The 14,672-nt window shown below is 46.0% G+C and carries 15 protein-coding genes; 3 read left to right on the top strand and 12 right to left on the bottom strand.

All coding sequences use genetic code 11. From position 1 onward, the window contains the following. The first annotated feature begins 36 nt into the window (after nucleotides 1–36). The gene (gene aroC / locus AC4JOV_RS00915; protein ID WP_229936997.1) at nucleotides 37–1,113 is read left to right on the top strand and encodes a chorismate synthase; all 1,077 of its coding nucleotides are present in this window, start codon (nucleotides 37–39) and stop codon (nucleotides 1,111–1,113) included. A 5-nt stretch (nucleotides 1,114–1,118) separates the two neighbouring features. Then, nucleotides 1,119–2,468, top strand: coding sequence for a YdgA family protein (locus tag AC4JOV_RS00910; RefSeq protein WP_229936998.1), 1,350 nt, complete (start codon nucleotides 1,119–1,121; stop codon nucleotides 2,466–2,468). Here AC4JOV_RS00910 and rnhB read toward each other — a convergent pair whose 3' ends face one another. The 8 genes from rnhB to AC4JOV_RS00870 all read right to left on the bottom strand — a co-directional run bounded on the left by rnhB (nucleotide 2,469) and on the right by AC4JOV_RS00870 (nucleotide 11,153). Further along, nucleotides 2,469–3,038 carry a ribonuclease HII gene (gene rnhB / locus AC4JOV_RS00905; RefSeq protein WP_229936999.1) on the bottom strand — a complete coding sequence of 190 codons (570 nt, stop codon included), beginning with the start codon at nucleotides 3,036–3,038 and terminating at the stop codon, nucleotides 2,469–2,471. 36 nt (nucleotides 3,039–3,074) lie between these two features. Beyond that, nucleotides 3,075–4,856, bottom strand: a complete 1,782-nt coding sequence (recQ, locus tag AC4JOV_RS00900) for a DNA helicase RecQ (protein WP_229937000.1) — start codon at nucleotides 4,854–4,856, stop codon at nucleotides 3,075–3,077. 220 nt (nucleotides 4,857–5,076) lie between these two features. Then, nucleotides 5,077–5,253 carry a hypothetical protein gene (locus AC4JOV_RS00895; protein WP_229937001.1) on the bottom strand — a complete coding sequence of 59 codons (177 nt, stop codon included), beginning with the start codon at nucleotides 5,251–5,253 and terminating at the stop codon, nucleotides 5,077–5,079. Nucleotides 5,254–5,290: 37 nt separating this feature from the next. Continuing rightward, nucleotides 5,291–7,006: a bifunctional ornithine lipid synthase OlsF gene (gene olsF, locus AC4JOV_RS00890; protein WP_229937002.1), complete on the bottom strand. Its 1,716-nt coding sequence runs from the start codon at nucleotides 7,004–7,006 to the stop codon at nucleotides 5,291–5,293. Continuing rightward, nucleotides 6,994–7,233: a hypothetical protein gene (locus tag AC4JOV_RS00885; protein WP_229937003.1), complete on the bottom strand. Its 240-nt coding sequence runs from the start codon at nucleotides 7,231–7,233 to the stop codon at nucleotides 6,994–6,996. Before AC4JOV_RS00885 ends, olsF begins: the two co-directional genes overlap by 13 nt. A 50-nt stretch (nucleotides 7,234–7,283) precedes the next feature. Next, nucleotides 7,284–8,444: a glycosyltransferase family 4 protein gene (locus AC4JOV_RS00880; protein WP_491522166.1), complete on the bottom strand. Its 1,161-nt coding sequence runs from the start codon at nucleotides 8,442–8,444 to the stop codon at nucleotides 7,284–7,286. Continuing rightward, nucleotides 8,428–9,174: a UDP-2,3-diacylglucosamine diphosphatase gene (locus tag AC4JOV_RS00875; protein ID WP_229937005.1), complete on the bottom strand. Its 747-nt coding sequence runs from the start codon at nucleotides 9,172–9,174 to the stop codon at nucleotides 8,428–8,430. Before AC4JOV_RS00875 ends, AC4JOV_RS00880 begins: the two co-directional genes overlap by 17 nt. Nucleotides 9,175–9,428: 254 nt before the next feature. Continuing rightward, a complete protein-coding gene (locus AC4JOV_RS00870; protein ID WP_491522165.1) occupies nucleotides 9,429–11,153 on the bottom strand; it encodes a PhoX family protein in 1,725 nt (574 codons plus the stop codon). 147 nt (nucleotides 11,154–11,300) lie between these two features. On the opposite strand from AC4JOV_RS00870, the gene AC4JOV_RS00865 reads away from it, so the two are divergent. Then, on the top strand, nucleotides 11,301–11,534 hold the full coding sequence (locus tag AC4JOV_RS00865; RefSeq protein ID WP_229937007.1) for a hypothetical protein: 234 nt from the start codon (nucleotides 11,301–11,303) through the stop codon (nucleotides 11,532–11,534). Between the two features lie 7 nt (nucleotides 11,535–11,541). On the opposite strand, the gene AC4JOV_RS00860 is transcribed toward AC4JOV_RS00865, so the two are convergent. The 4 genes from AC4JOV_RS00860 to pstA all read right to left on the bottom strand — a co-directional run bounded on the left by AC4JOV_RS00860 (nucleotide 11,542) and on the right by pstA (nucleotide 14,670). After that, entirely contained in the window at nucleotides 11,542–12,225 is a 684-nt protein-coding gene (locus AC4JOV_RS00860; RefSeq protein ID WP_229937008.1) for a response regulator transcription factor, read from the bottom strand. Nucleotides 12,226–12,315: 90 nt separating this feature from the next. Beyond that, nucleotides 12,316–12,984 carry a PhoU domain-containing protein gene (locus AC4JOV_RS00855; RefSeq protein WP_229937009.1) on the bottom strand — a complete coding sequence of 223 codons (669 nt, stop codon included), beginning with the start codon at nucleotides 12,982–12,984 and terminating at the stop codon, nucleotides 12,316–12,318. A gap of 71 nt (nucleotides 12,985–13,055) precedes the next feature. Next, complete coding sequence (pstB, locus tag AC4JOV_RS00850; RefSeq protein WP_229937010.1) at nucleotides 13,056–13,847, bottom strand: phosphate ABC transporter ATP-binding protein PstB; 792 nt, start codon at nucleotides 13,845–13,847, stop codon at nucleotides 13,056–13,058. A gap of 13 nt (nucleotides 13,848–13,860) precedes the next feature. After that, nucleotides 13,861–14,670 (bottom strand): phosphate ABC transporter permease PstA, encoded by an 810-nt coding sequence (gene pstA / locus AC4JOV_RS00845; protein ID WP_229937011.1) that lies wholly within the window; start codon nucleotides 14,668–14,670, stop codon nucleotides 13,861–13,863. Nucleotides 14,671–14,672 lie beyond the last annotated feature (2 nt).

Raw genomic sequence — 14,672 nt, 5'->3', positions numbered from 1 at the left:
TTTTCAAATCAGCATAAAAGTGAAGGAACTGAAAAAATGAATACCTTTGGAAAAAAGTTGACACTGACGACCTTTGGTGAGTCACACGGAAAAGCCCTCGGCTGTATCCTTGACGGTGTACCCGCAGGTCTCACGATCGATGAGGCATTTATCCAGTCTGAACTCGACAGAAGAAAACCGGGAAAAAGCAAGCTGGAGACCGGACGGAAAGAGGATGACAAGGTAGAGATACTCTCCGGCGTTTTTGAAGGTGTGAGTACCGGTACACCGATCGCGATGATCATCTTCAATACCAACCAAAAATCAAAAGATTATGATAACGTCAAGGATCTCTTCCGTCCGGGACATGCGGACTTCACCTATTTTCATAAGTACGGTCTGCGCGACTACCGCGGCGGAGGAAGAAGCTCCGCGCGTGAAACGGCAGCCAGAGTAGCAGGCGGTGCGATCGCCAAGCTTATGTTACGTGAACTCGGGGTAGAGATCCAAAGCGGTCTGTGTGAAGTAGACGGTATCAAAGGGGAGCTTCAGGACTTTGAACATGCAAAGAGTTCAAAAATGTATGCACTTGACCCGAACAGAGAGGCAGCGCAGGAAGCTGCAATCCTTAAGGCCAAAGAGGCACATGATTCCGTGGGGGGTGTCGTACTCACAACTGCAACGGGAGTACCTGTCGGACTGGGTGAGCCGCTCTACTACAAACTCGACGCCATCCTCGCTGAGGCAATGATGGGGATCAATGCGGCCAAAGCTGTGGAGATCGGAGACGGGGTAGCCTCTTCTCACCTCAAAGGCAGCGAGAACAACGATGAGATCACACTCCAAGGTTTTAGAAGCAATCACTCTGGAGGAATGCTCGGGGGTATCAGCAACGGGGATACCATCATCGTTAAAACGCATTTCAAACCGACACCCTCCATCTTCCGGGAACAAGATACGATCACGACACACAATGAAGAGGTCAAATGCAACCTGAAAGGACGCCATGATCCATGTGTAGCGATCAGAGGTGCTGTGGTATGTGAAGCGATGATGGCGCTCACCCTGGCCGATATGGCACTGCTCAATATGGGTAAAAAGATGGATCATCTCAAAGAGATCTACAAAGGATAGAGAGCATGAGACTGAAGCATATCGGACTTGGCGTGATCATTACACTGGTTGCTGTAGTGGTCTATTATGTTTTCTTCGGTGCTTCCCAACTGACACAGGAGCTTAAAGCAGAGGTCAACAGAGAACTGCAAACACTGGAGTCTCAAGGGTTTATGATCGAAGATAGAGAGGTTTCGGAAAGCAAGGAACACTTTGAGATCGTTTTTGACGATACCGAAAAGATCACCGACTATCTCAATGCACAGGGTGCTGTACTGACCGAGGAGGAGAGTGCCTCACTCAAAGGGATGAAGGTCGGTGTCGACCTTGCTTATCTCCAAGATGCCTACTCCGCTATCTCTTTTGACCTTTATCCTACAACACTGCCGGATACATTCACCCAAGGCGAATTGACCGATGAAGAGAAAAATAGACTTGCCAAGATCAATAGACTCCTTCAGGCAAAAACCTTTTTACTGCATATGGATATCAATAAGATGCTCGATGGATTCAAAGGGTATCTGAAAGACATTGATGAGACCTTCGGCGAACCGGGAGAAGAGGTGACAATGCAGATGAGAGCGATGCATTTTGAGGGAAAGATAGACGGTCAGCAAGTCTCCTCAGTTGATCAGAGACTTGAAAGCTTCCTGATCAAAGCCGAAGAGGTACTCTCTATAGAACTCACTGGCATCAAAAGCAGCTATAGACTCACCGGATCGACACGTTATGATGTCACAGCGGGCTACAGTGTAGAAAAGCTCTCTTTTAATGAGACGATGATGCAGGGTATGAGGAGCATAACGATCGATCATATTGAGGCAAACACAACCACCGTCATCAGCAAAAACCTTGCCGAAAGTGAATTAAGCACAAAAATAGAGACCATTGAGACAATAGAAGAGAATAGAACCAACAAGGTCACTGATCTGGCACTGAATATAAAGATTTCCAACCTTGATATCAACGCTTTTGAAGCCCTTCAGCAGACAGACCCTGCAGAGGAAGAGAAGATCGACAAGATCGTCCAGGAGATCATCTCCAAAGGCGTCTCGATAGAGCTACCGAACCTCTCCGTAGAGAGACTTTATACCCAGCGCAAAGAGATGGATGGCTTTGCTCTCAATGCCAAGGTTGACATCGATAAAAACCTCGATCTATCTGTATTGCAGGCGAACCCTATGGTAGGAATATCAGCGATCAAAGCCGATCTTACTCTCTCACTCTCCGAGACAGTACATACGTTTCTCTCTCAACAGCCGCAGGCACTCATCGCGATGATGATGTTCCAGCCCAAAGAGGAAAACGGGCATAAGATTTATCAGATCAGACTGGAGAACGGCGTACTTACCGTCAATGGTGTAGCGATGCAGTGATCAAAAAAGCGTTGGTTCATCCAATGCTTTGATCCGAAACGTACTGCGGTGTACTTCACATCGATCATACTTTGCCAGCGCTTCTATATGGGCTTTGGTACCGTATCCCTTGTGCTTCTCAAATCCATATTCGGGATATTTTTCAGCAAACTCCAGCATCTCTCTATCTCTTGTTACTTTGGCCAGGATACTTGCAGCGCTCACCTCTGCCACTTTGTCATCTGCCTTCACCATCGTCGTGATGTTATCCACACCAAAAGTACTGTTCCCGTCAAAGAGGTAATCACATTCAGAGAGATGTGTTTGGATCGATTTCAGTCCCTGGTGCAGACACTTGGAGATCCCCATTTCATCCACTTGCTTGGCCGAAAATATGACGATATGATGACGGCTGTTTTCCCTGATCTTATCAAAAAGTGCTTCCCGTCTCTTCTCCGTAAGCTTTTTGGAGTCCATTAACCCCTCCACGCTTCCGGTCAACACCACACCTGCCATAACCAGTGAGCCCGCTATCGGTCCTCTTCCGGCTTCATCTATCCCGCACAGGGGCATCATTCTTCTGTCTTCCATAGCCGACATTATACCTTTGGTCTATTGAAAGGGAGCCTACTGCTCCTGTAAAAGCGTAAGAAACGCCTCACCGTAACGCTCATACTTCACTTCACCGATACCGTGTACCTCGAGCATCTCTTCTTTGCTCACAGGTTTCTTGGCACTCAGATCTTTGAGCGTTTTATCCGAAAAGACGATATAAGGCGGGATACCGTTCACTTCAGCGATCTCTGCCCGAAGATCACGCAATTTGTCAAAGAGCTCCGCATCATAATCATCAAAGAAAGTCACCCTGCGTTTCGGTGCTGCCTTCTGCATACTCAGACGCTCTTTCTTGATCTCTATCGTGTGCGCGCCTTTGAGTACCTCTACACCAAATGGTGTCAACCGGTATACTTTAAACTCACCCAGTTCCACGGCACCCAGTTCCAGAAGCTTGTCACCTATTGTCAACCACTGGTTTCGACTGAACTCCTCTCCGATACCGTAAACGGTGATCTTGTCATGCGCATTTTGTAACACTCTCTGCTCTCTGCTTCCGCGGAGTACATCGATGATATAGTGTAAACCGAAGTTTTGTCCGGTACGATAGATCGATGAGAGAAGTTTGCGTGAAGCTTCGGTGATATCAACTCTCTGGATCTCTGTTGCGGTACAGTTGTCACACTTCTCACCGCATGCCTCTATCCTGTCGTCAAAGTAAGCCGCAATACTCTGGTGTCTGCAACTCTCGGAGTTCGCAAAACGGACCATGGCATCGAGCTTATCAAAGGCATGCTGTTTGTATGGGGTATCGGGCAATGCTTCGATAAAGGATTTTTGCTGAACGATATCCTGGGCCGAAAAAAGCAGCAGTGTCTCAGAATCCAGACCGTCACGCCCGGCACGCCCTATCTCCTGATAGTAGTTCTCCAGTGTCTTTGGCAGACTGAGATGTACCACAAAACGGATATTGCTCTTGTCAATCCCCATACCGAAAGCGATCGTGGCAACCACGATCTGGACCTTGTCCTCCACAAATGCTTTATAGGTACGGTTCTTCTCCTCGGTACTAAGCCCCGCATGATAGGCATGCGCCTCTATCCCCTTGGTTTGAAGAAAATGGGCAACCGATTCTGTCTGTTTTCTGGAAAGTGTATAGATGATGCCTGCGCTGTTCTGATGGGATTTAAGAAACTCCAGGAGTTGATCACGCCCATCCTTGATGCGGTGCTGTGCCTGTACCGTAAGGTTGCTTCTGAAGAGTGAGCCCCTCACTCTTTTAGGTGCATGCAGCCGTAGATTGGCAGCGATATCCTCTTCAACGACTTTTGTCGCGGTAGCAGTGAATGCGGCGATAGGCGTCTGGGGAAAACGCTCTTTTAGCAAGGAGAGTCCGCGATAGTGCTCACGGAACTCATGTCCCCATTCACTCACGCAGTGCGCCTCGTCAATCACAAAGAAGTTGATAGAGAGCTGTTCCAAAAAACCTAAAAAATAGGGATTGAGCAGGCGTTCCGGTGCCACATAGAGGAGTTTGATCCTGCCTGCTTTCAGTTCTGACTCTATCTGGTGGGACTCTTCTTGTGTCTGCATGGAGCTGAGCATTGCAGCACTGATGCCATTGGCTTTCAGGGCCGTCACCTGGTCATGCATCAGTGCCAGCAGAGGAGAGACCACTACGGTCACCCCGTCCATCAGGAGTGTAGGCAGCTGATAGCAGAGCGACTTTCCTCCGCCTGTAGGAAGGATCATCAAAACGTCCTGTTGTGCAAGGATCGCATCTACCACCTCTTCCTGCAGAGGCCTAAAACCGCTATGGCCGAAATAGTCTTCCAATATCTGTAATTTACTCATACCAGAAGTGTAGCGTTATCTCCACAAAAAGAGCTAAAAGGATGTCATATTGACATACTTTTAGTGTTCAGCAGGTAGCAGATGAGGAGCGTATAAAGATCGTGAATAGTGAAAACCGTATATAAACGATAACAGTTTATCGTTTATAGGTTTGAAACCGACGTGGTCGTAACAAAGTGAAGCCACAGAGGAAATCTTAGCGACGGAACTGTGAGAGCTGTTAAGCAAAAGCAAGCTGCTTTGCTTTTGTAAGCTCGAAGTCGTAGCGAAGCCAAGCCGTGTAGGCATAGGTAGCAGGTAGCAGGTAGCAGGTAGCAGGTAGCAGAGAGTAGGGAGCAAGGAGCAGGTTTGGTATGCTTTTCTTTGAAAAGCTTTCATCTTTTAAGGTCGGTTTCACCCAACCTGTACTAAATTTGCTACCTGCTACCTGCTACCTACTCCCCGATATATCTCTTTCTTTTGCTCTCTTTCATTTGATGAAGATCGACAACGATAAACCCGTCTATACAGTTGTTGAAATCCTTGTCATATCCAAAGTCAAGGAACTTGACACCCCCCTCTTCACATACCTCGGCATACTGTTTATAGAGTGTAGGGATCATATATCCCATATATCCGAGCTCCTCTTTGAGAACTCTCTGATCGGCCCTATAGTCGTCTCCGGCAAAGATGGATTCGCAGTAGGCTTTCATCTCGGAAGAGAGAAAATAGGGATTTTTATGCGTGACCAAAACCTCATCACTGGCAAAGTAGTGGGAGTAGAAGTAGATCATCAATGCTTTGGCCTTTTCATTAAAGCTGTCACTCATACTTACCGCACCGAAAAGGTAACGGATATCCGGACGGCCTTTGACAAATGCACCAAGCCCCTGCCAGAGATAATCCAACGCTCTTGAGTTCCAGTATTTCGGCTGAACAAAACTTCGACCCAGTTCTATCCCGCTGGCGAGTTGTGGTTCAAACCCTTCATGGTATGTAAAGAGTGAGGAGGAGTAGAGACCGTCCATATCAAAATCCTCCACGATCTCACCGCTCAGCCCCAAACGGTAGGCCCCGGCTATCTCCAACTGTTCATCATCCCAGATGATCAGATGTTTATAGTAAAAATCAAATCCGTCGATATCCCGTTTTTTGCCGCTCCCCTCACCGACAAAACGGAAACTGATCTCTCTCAGTCTTCCTATCTCTTTGATCACACAGTTTTCCTGAAATGACTCATAGAGGATAATACTTTTCCCATCCAAAGTCTGTCCAAGCAGTGTTCCCTCTTTGAGCGCTTTTTTAATCTCGCTCGGGGTTTCAGCCATTGAGATAGGATTTTCGGTTTTAAAAAGCTCTTTTCTACGCTTTGCGATCCGGTAAAAGTGCTTGCGTAACAACTTCACCTTTTCGCTGGTAGGAAGCGCCATATTGTAAGACTCATACGGGATGGATCTGCCGATCGTAAAATCGATCTCTTTTCCTTGTCCTTTGAACATCTCATGCGGCAGGGTCGCTGTAGCCAGCGACTTGTTAAACATCGAAAGCAGATAAAAGCTCTTTGAGTTTTTCGCTTTGATATGGATAGGCAGGATAGGCGCTTTCATCTTCGTTGCGATCTTCAAGAAGCCGTTTTTCCATTTGGTATCTTTGACGCCGTTCGGCCTTGCCCTGCTGACCTCACCTGAAGGGAAGATGATCACCGCCTTCTCTTCTTCCAATGCCTGGTAGATCCCTCTCAGCACTTCCCTGTCCATCTTACCGCTGATGTTGTCTACAGGAATGAGAATATCTTTCAGATTTTCAAACTGTCCCAAAAATGAGTTGGCCACGATTTTGATATCTTTACGTACATCTTTGAGAAGGTGTATCAGAGCCAGGGCATCCAGTGCTCCCAAAGGGTGATTGGCGATGATCACCGTCCGACCGTAAGAGGGAATGCGTGCCATCTCATCTTTTTTCAGACCGATGGTTACATCGAAGTAGTCAATGATCGCTTCTATAAAGCTCAATGCATCCTTCTGTCTATTATCTACCAAAAACGCATTGATCTGGTTTTCATGAAACAGTTTCTTTATACCGGAAAAAAGAAGTTTCTTGACTGCACCGGGAAACTGCTCGATCTTAGGATAGTGATGTACCATATAGCTCTCAACACTTAGTTGCTGCATAGTGACCCCCTGTAATGACCTTCGATCTCTGCAAGCAGATGTTTATGTACCGTCTTTACTTTTTTGTATTTTGCAAACAGCAACTCTACTGTTTCCCACTCTTTATAGATCAGAGCACTTGCAACTTCATCATCAAGAAACAGTGACTTGCTGACCTTTTTGATCAGCTTATCTATCTTATCCTGGGAAATCATATCCAAGGTTGTATCATATTTCATATGTGTCATGTTGACTCCTGTTTATAATGAAATCATAGAAATTCTTGATTACACAAGCATTACAAAACGGTTACATTCTGATTACATTCTCTATGGACTTCCCAGAAGGCATCAAAACTTTGTTCAATATCCATCCGGGCGATGATCTCATGCCCCTTTTCACCAAGATTCTCTCTGAGCTTTCTCTCTTCGATCAGCAGATTGATCTTTTCGAGCCACTTTGCCTGATCTTTCACATCTACCGCATAGCCGGCTTCCTGCTCCCTGCCTATCACTGTTTTGGGTCCACCCTTATCACTGACGATGACCGGTAACCCTGATGACATCGCTTCCATGACTACCTGTCCCAATGTATCTGTTGTTGAAGGGAACAGAAAAAGATCACTGCTGGCATAGATCTTCGAAAGCGCTTCCCCTCTTTTGATTCCCAGTGATTTGATATGGTATCTTTCAAACAGGGATTCATCAAGGTCTCCACCTACGGTGATCAGATAGATATTTTTATTTCCGCTTTCTCTATAGTACGTTTTCCATAACTCCAAGAGCAACGGGAAGTTCTTCTCTTTGGTAAACCTGCCTACATAGAGTGCCTTGACCGAATGCTCAGGGATACCGTACTGCTGCCATATACTTCTATCCTTATAACCGATATTGAACTTCCGTGTATCGATCCCCGCTTTTAATAGATGGATATTTTCAGCATTAAACCTTACATCTTCTTTGACAATCTGCTGATAGGCTTCGCTTCGGACAAAAAGTGCTTTGAAATCACGATAAAAGCACTGCATCACTCTGTTGCCGATATGTTTTACTATCGTGTAGGGTATGTTCTTATAGGCAAATGCGGGGAAGTCGGTATGATATGTACCCAGCATAGGTATCGATCTTTTCTTTGCAATCCTCCGCCCCATCACTCCTACAAAACCGGGGGTTGAGATATGCACGACATCCGGATCGATCTCATCCGTGATAGACTTTAATTTTTTATAGGAAGGGAAGACGAGGTCAAGATCCGGGTAAAAAGGCATCTTCATTCGAAGTATTGGTTTAATGATATGAACATTGGGAAGATCAGGGCATCTTTTCAGCGTTGAAGTCACGACATAAAGCTCCACTCCTTTTTGGGAAGCAATCTTCACAATATCCTGTATAAAACGGGAAACGCCGTTCACATCGCAGAGTGTATCGGTAAAGAGGAGAACCCTAATGTTTGTCATCATCATGCCAGTGGATCACTTTCCACTCTCCTTCTAGTGTCTCCACGAGAGCGGTACACGACTCCACCCAGTCTCCCGAGTTTTTATACGCTATCCCCTCTATCATCTTCATTTCGGCTTTATGGATATGTCCGCAGATAACGCCGTCATACCCTTTATGTTTCGCATGCTGTGCAAGGATCTGCTCAAAATCCGTGATAAAACTCACCGATTTTTTCACATTGTCTTTGACATATTTGGAGAGTGACCAGTAACGCTTGATCCCAAGTTTCTGTCTGAAAAAGTGCAGGATATGATTGAGATTGAGCAACACTTCATAGCCATAATCCCCCAAGACGGCCAACCACTTTTTCGTCAATGTGATCGAATCAAAGATATCCCCATGGGTGACAAAGTATCTCTTCCCATCGATCCCCACATAGTCAAAGGCATCGTCAACTTCCATATTATCCCCCAGCATCAGAGGGAGAAAAGGACGCAGGAACTCATCATGGTTCCCCGTGATAAGATAGACATTGGTACCTTTTCTGGCCTTTCTGAGTACCTTCTGTACGACATCCGAGTGTGCCTGTCGCCAACGGAATTTCCGTCTCAATGCCCAACCGTCGATGATATCGCCTACCATATAGAGATTGTCAGACTCATTGGACTTCATAAAATCCAAAAAAGCATCTGCTTGGGAAAACTTGGTACCCAGGTGTATGTCGGAGATAAAAATTGATCGATATTTCATGCGATGATCTTATCTGAAGAGTATCACGATTTGGTAACATCTTTAATTTTTGACGCACTGTAACCAAAGCATCGGTAGCAGAAGACCTATACGAAAATTTTAGAAATTTATCCGGAGGGTTGGATAGGAGACTGTCAGTGTCAGGTGGTTAGGACAAAACATGATGAGAGACAGATGAAATGGAAACACTAGGTCTTCTAAAACGTATGATAGTGTAATCTCATAACAAAATGATTACAGTACAGTAAAGGGATCTACTCTTTTAATCCCCTAAATGCCCCCAGTACGCCTACACTGGACTCTCCTCTGTTTTGGCTTTGGGGATGAGGATGCTGTGTGACAAGTACCAGGTATCCGTAGCCGTTGATATCATGATGCCAAAATGGCGATGTGGCTTCTGCCCCTTTTGGCAAGAGGATAATGGGTTGGAGCAGTTTCCTGTCGGTATGATACGCCCAGACCATATTGTTTTCATGATATGCGCTGTCCTCCCCGATCACCAGGATATGTGAATTGGGCAGAAAGGTAAGATTGTCAGGATTGGCGATACCATCAAGTGCACAGCGATGGACAAAGCCATCTTTGATCGGAGTCCCTGTCAGCTCCGCTTTCATCGATACCGCCCTGTAGGTATCATCCACTGCTAAGGCATAGACACCTCCGCAACGGTTGTAAGGCAGTTTGATATGGTTATATCCACCCTGGTCGTATTGGCTGTTTTTATTCCCTTTTTTGGCATGATCCTCCATCCCTCTTCCTATCTCACTGATAGAGAAATAGAGTGTACGGCTGAGTCCGTCAAAAGTGATCCCCTCCCCTTTACGAAACTCCGTGGTCGCACCCATCATGGCAGCATAACGCCTAGTCTCAAGGAATGCTGCAGCTTTCTGCATCCCTTTTTTTACCCTGAGACACTCAAAACCGGTCTCTGTATTGATCGAGGTATACCCCGGTTTACATTGCCCCTCTTCCATCCCCTCTTCAAAGATATCTTTAAAGCTCAGGCCGTCGTTGGTGGTCACATTATGATCAGGGTCCAGCATCTCTCTGATCTCGCTCTCTTTTGCAGAACCCAGTTTGATCCAGGAGAGTGTTGCGCTTCCACCCTCCTGATCGCTTAGCTGTTCCCATCTCGCTGCATAGAGCGTCCCTTCGCTCAGATCTTCCGCCCTTTTGGCCACATACATGAAAAAGCCGACATTGGTACCGTCATCTGACATATAGACCGTTTTTCTATCCGGCATCACATAGGCCAGCTCATGGGAGAATCTTCCCATAGCGTAGTGCTTGGTATACGACACCTCTCCCTGAGCATCAATGGAGAGTTCGGGGACCCATCCATAGTAGTAGGGGTTTGCTTTTGTCAGATCACCTCCCCAGTAATCTGCGATATAGTCATAATAAGGGTCGAGTGAACCGTCTTCTTTCCGTAACTTCGCATCAGCAGGGTACTCCTCACTTCCCAGGTGACTCTCCCAGGGCGTTTTCATCCCGGCACAGTGTACATAGCCTCCAAACTCCTCTTTTTGGGAGATATATCTCAGGGTACCCGGTTTGGGGCTCAGTTGACCATCGGCATCCTGTTGCAGCTCATTCACATAGTAGGCACCCACCTGACACTCAAACTGCGACACCATATAGAGCTTACCGTTTTTTTGAAGCAGGGAGACATGATCCAGTCCTGCCCCTGATCCGAAAGGGTTAGAGGTACCGTTACAGATATAGGGGCTGCCATCGCGCAGCGTCAATGGAGTATCCTCCATATCTTTCAGGAGCCCATAGATTTCGTGATTGTCCCTCTCACCTGTGGACATCAAGGGGGTGAACCCTATCTTCTGCTTCTTTCCATTGATAAGCACTTCATCCGTAGATTTAAGCACATACTTCTCTTTCTCTGCCTTTGGAAAGGTTACAGGCTTGAAACTGACCTCCACTCTCTCTTGTCCATACAGCCCCTGAATACCCAAAAAATATATCACTAAAAAACTATAAAACTGCTTCACTGTATCACTCCGAAAACGCGCTTAATTATCTCTTGAAAAGGCAACATAAATGTTATAAAAATGTAATTGATATGATACCAAATCATATTACGATTTCTATCACTATAAGAGAAGGAGTTTACCATGGAAAGCGTATTTATGATCAAAAAATTTGACGATGGATGGGATTTGGGAGAACTGGCACATGATATCTATGCACAAGAGGAGTACTGTACCGAAGCGCTGGAGATCCCCGATGAAAAGATCTACGGTACAGAGATGATCGGAAAGACTCTGCTTGAAGTAGTCTTAACGGATATCCAAAAAAGCGAGCTCAATGAAGACTGGTATATCAACCTGACAAGGGTCAGTGCCTAAGCACTCTCTAAACGAACTTATATCCGACGCCCCATACAGGAGTAAAGTAACCCTTTTCCCCTGTGGGATCGATCTTCTTTTTCAGACGGTTGATCGCGACATTGACCGCATTGTCATTAACCTCATCTCCCTCACTGCCCCATGCCTCTTCACGCAGATAGTCCCGCGTCAAAGGTTTATCAACATTTCGGACAAAAGTAAGCAGCAGATTAAACTCTCGCAGTGTCAGGGAGACAGACTCACCGTTTATGTAGGCAACCTTCTTGGCTGCATCAAGTACCATATCTTTATATTTTATTTTATCCTGTGGTGCCAGTGCCCCGGAACGTTTCAAAAGTGCTTTCACCCGCAGCAACAGCTCTTTTGTGCTGAAGGGCTTGGTCATATAGTCATCACCACCGCTTTCATACCCCTCTTCAAGCTGGCTCTCCTGATCTTTAGCGGTAAGGAAGATCACAGGGATATCATAGCCCATCTCTCTGATATACGAGACAAACTCACTCCCTTCTACACCGGGAAGGTTTCTGTCCACGATCATTAAGGATGGTCTCTCTTCCTCTAAAAACTGCTCGACATGTTCAGTAGAGAGAAACCCTGCCGTTTCATACCCCTCTTTTTGGAGATGGTACTCTATCAGTTCCAAAATATCCTCTTCATCTTCTATGATCACAATCTCAATATTTTTTTCCATACACCCATTATATAGCAGAGTCTCTAAAAGGAGGATTGACGATTTTAGAACAAAGATAATGCCAGACAGCATCAAAGGGGAGGAGAAGCCTTAGAGCTTCCCGCCCATGCGTGCAAACATGATACGTCCGCAGATACTCTCCAGTCTGTCTATGATCTTAAGGTTTTTCCGTATGTACTTGAGGAGGTTGAAATACTCTTCTGTGACCGTATGGGAACTGCCCATCTTCTGCATAATACTCTTTTCAAGTATAGAGTAGATGTCATCTGTTTTGGAGTACTCCACCTCAATACGTGTTGCAAGCTCCTGCACCTTCTCATTGTCGTCAAAACACTGTAGCATCTCCAGCGCAAAATCAAACGCATTCACCGTACATCTGTTGATACTCAAAGACTCTTTGATCAGCGCACTCATCTCCGCATCATTTTCGGCAAGCATTGACTGCATATTTTTAATATAATTATTGATATTGGCTCTGATCCTGTTGATCGAAGAGGTCATTTTGAGATCTGAGACCAGCTCTCTCAGATCTTTGGCTTCCGGTGTATACTTCGCAAAGATAAGCACAATATCATTGTCTATCTTCTCTGTACGCTCAACGATATCTATAATCGGTTTTCTTGCCTCTCCCAGCGCCTCCAGATCTCCTGATTCTATCGCTTCGAGTGCGCGGCTATTGGCCTCGGAAAGCTCTCTCATCACCTCCAGCATAGCGCCTCTTACCTCATGTCTCGCTTCATTATAACCTGGTAACATCATCTAAACTCCTTATTCACTTACTTCTCACTTCTCATCTTCTCTCTAAGACCTCATAGTCGGATAGAGCAGATTTAGCCAAATCTTCCGGTAATGTAGTCTTCAGTCAACTTTACGGAAGGATTCAAAAATATCTTATCTGTCTCATCATACTCGATCAGATCTCCAAGGTACATAAATGCCGTATAGTCACTCAGACGGCTTGCCTGCTGCATATTGTGGGTTACGATGACGATGGAGACATCCTCCTTAAGCTCAGCGATGAGCTCCTCTATCGCCCCGGTCGAGATAGGGTCAAGTGCCGATGTCGGCTCATCAAAAAGCAGAACATCCGGTTTCAGTGCGACTGCCCTTGCGATGCAGAGCCTCTGCTGCTGTCCTCCGCTGAGACCCATTGCACTCTCTTTCAGACGCTCTTTTGTCTCATCCCAGATCGCTGCATCCTGCAATGCCTTTTCTACACGTCCTTCGATCTCACTTTTGTCTTTAACCCCTGCCAGCTTCAGTCCATAGGCAACATTATCATAGATACTCATCGGAAACGGTGTCGGCTTCTGAAAGATCATTCCCACATCCTGGCGCAACCTGATAAAATCGTTCTCTTTTTTGATATTCAGAATATTCTCCACCTCTTTACGATGGTCATAAAGATTGATCTCCCCTTCGTACCTGTTGCCCGGGTAGAGGTCGTGTATACGGTTCATAGAGCGAAGCAGTGTGGACTTCCCGCATCCGCTTGGACCGATCAGTGCCGTGATCTTGTTTTTTTCGATAGGCAGATTGATCTTTTTCAGTGATGGTGCCGATGCACCCGCATAGGTAAAAGAGAAATCTTTGACTTCCATGATCATACTGTTTGTTCTCATCTCTAAATTTTCCTTATTTCTTACTTCTTGTGATAAAACGACCTGCAAGGTTGATCAATAGTACCACCATTGTCAGGACAAATGACGCAGCCCATGCAAGTTCCCTGCTTGCTTCATCGGGGTAGGTTGCCAGGTTGTAGATACTTACGGTCAGTGACGGGAACTGTTCGGTCAGATCCATCGTGAAGAACTGGTTGTTTGCCGAAGTGAAGAGCAACGGTGCCGTCTCCCCGATAATACGCGCAAAAGAGAGCAGAATACCTGTCGTAATCCCTACTTTTGCCGCTTTGACAATAATCTGAAGGATGATCTTATGTTTACTCCCGCCAAGAGCCATCCCCGCCTCTCTCAGCTCTTTGGGAACAAGAGAGAGCATATTGTCCGTAGTGGAGATGATGATCGGGATCATCATGATCGCCAGTGCCACGATACCTGCCCAACCGTTATACCCGCCAAACGGATCTACAAAGAGTGCAAAGACAAATACACCGATAACGATCGAAGGCGCTGACATCATCACATCACTCAGGTTTCTCATCACTGCAGCCATTTTCCCGTTGTTACTGTACTCTCTCAGATAGATTCCTGCAAGCATCCCAAGCGGTACAGCGATCAAACTTGCCATCAATGCCATGGTAAACTGCCCTACCAAAAGGTTACGGATACCCCCTTCTACGAGATCATTGGTAAACGTACTCCAGTGAAGGCTCATAATCCCCTTATAGCTCAGGGTAACCAGTATCCACAGGAGAAATCCAAGCCCTATCACAGCCGAGAGTGTGGAGAGCATCAGGATCACTTTGTTCAATAAGAGTCTGTTCATAC

The organism is Sulfurovum sp. MH2-6 (assembly GCF_058374785.1).
This window is presented reverse-complemented; position numbering and strand designations above follow the sequence as displayed.

Excerpts from the sequence above, each read along its gene's own strand:
- aroC (WP_229936997.1), top strand. The coding sequence starts at position 37 with ATGAATACCTTTGGAAAAAAGTTGACACTGACGACCTTTGGTGAGTCA.
- AC4JOV_RS00910 (WP_229936998.1), top strand. The coding sequence starts at position 1,119 with ATGAGACTGAAGCATATCGGACTTGGCGTGATCATTACACTGGTTGCT.
- rnhB (WP_229936999.1), bottom strand. The coding sequence starts at position 3,038 with ATGGAAGACAGAAGAATGATGCCCCTGTGCGGGATAGATGAAGCCGGA.
- recQ (WP_229937000.1), bottom strand. The coding sequence starts at position 4,856 with ATGAGTAAATTACAGATATTGGAAGACTATTTCGGCCATAGCGGTTTT.
- olsF (WP_229937002.1), bottom strand. The coding sequence starts at position 7,006 with ATGCAGCAACTAAGTGTTGAGAGCTATATGGTACATCACTATCCTAAG.
- AC4JOV_RS00885 (WP_229937003.1), bottom strand. The coding sequence starts at position 7,233 with ATGACACATATGAAATATGATACAACCTTGGATATGATTTCCCAGGAT.
- AC4JOV_RS00880 (WP_491522166.1), bottom strand. The coding sequence starts at position 8,444 with ATGATGACAAACATTAGGGTTCTCCTCTTTACCGATACACTCTGCGAT.
- AC4JOV_RS00875 (WP_229937005.1), bottom strand. The coding sequence starts at position 9,174 with ATGAAATATCGATCAATTTTTATCTCCGACATACACCTGGGTACCAAG.
- AC4JOV_RS00865 (WP_229937007.1), top strand. The coding sequence starts at position 11,301 with ATGGAAAGCGTATTTATGATCAAAAAATTTGACGATGGATGGGATTTG.
- AC4JOV_RS00860 (WP_229937008.1), bottom strand. The coding sequence starts at position 12,225 with ATGGAAAAAAATATTGAGATTGTGATCATAGAAGATGAAGAGGATATT.
- AC4JOV_RS00855 (WP_229937009.1), bottom strand. The coding sequence starts at position 12,984 with ATGATGTTACCAGGTTATAATGAAGCGAGACATGAGGTAAGAGGCGCT.
- pstB (WP_229937010.1), bottom strand. The coding sequence starts at position 13,847 with ATGAGAACAAACAGTATGATCATGGAAGTCAAAGATTTCTCTTTTACC.
- pstA (WP_229937011.1), bottom strand. The coding sequence starts at position 14,670 with ATGAACAGACTCTTATTGAACAAAGTGATCCTGATGCTCTCCACACTC.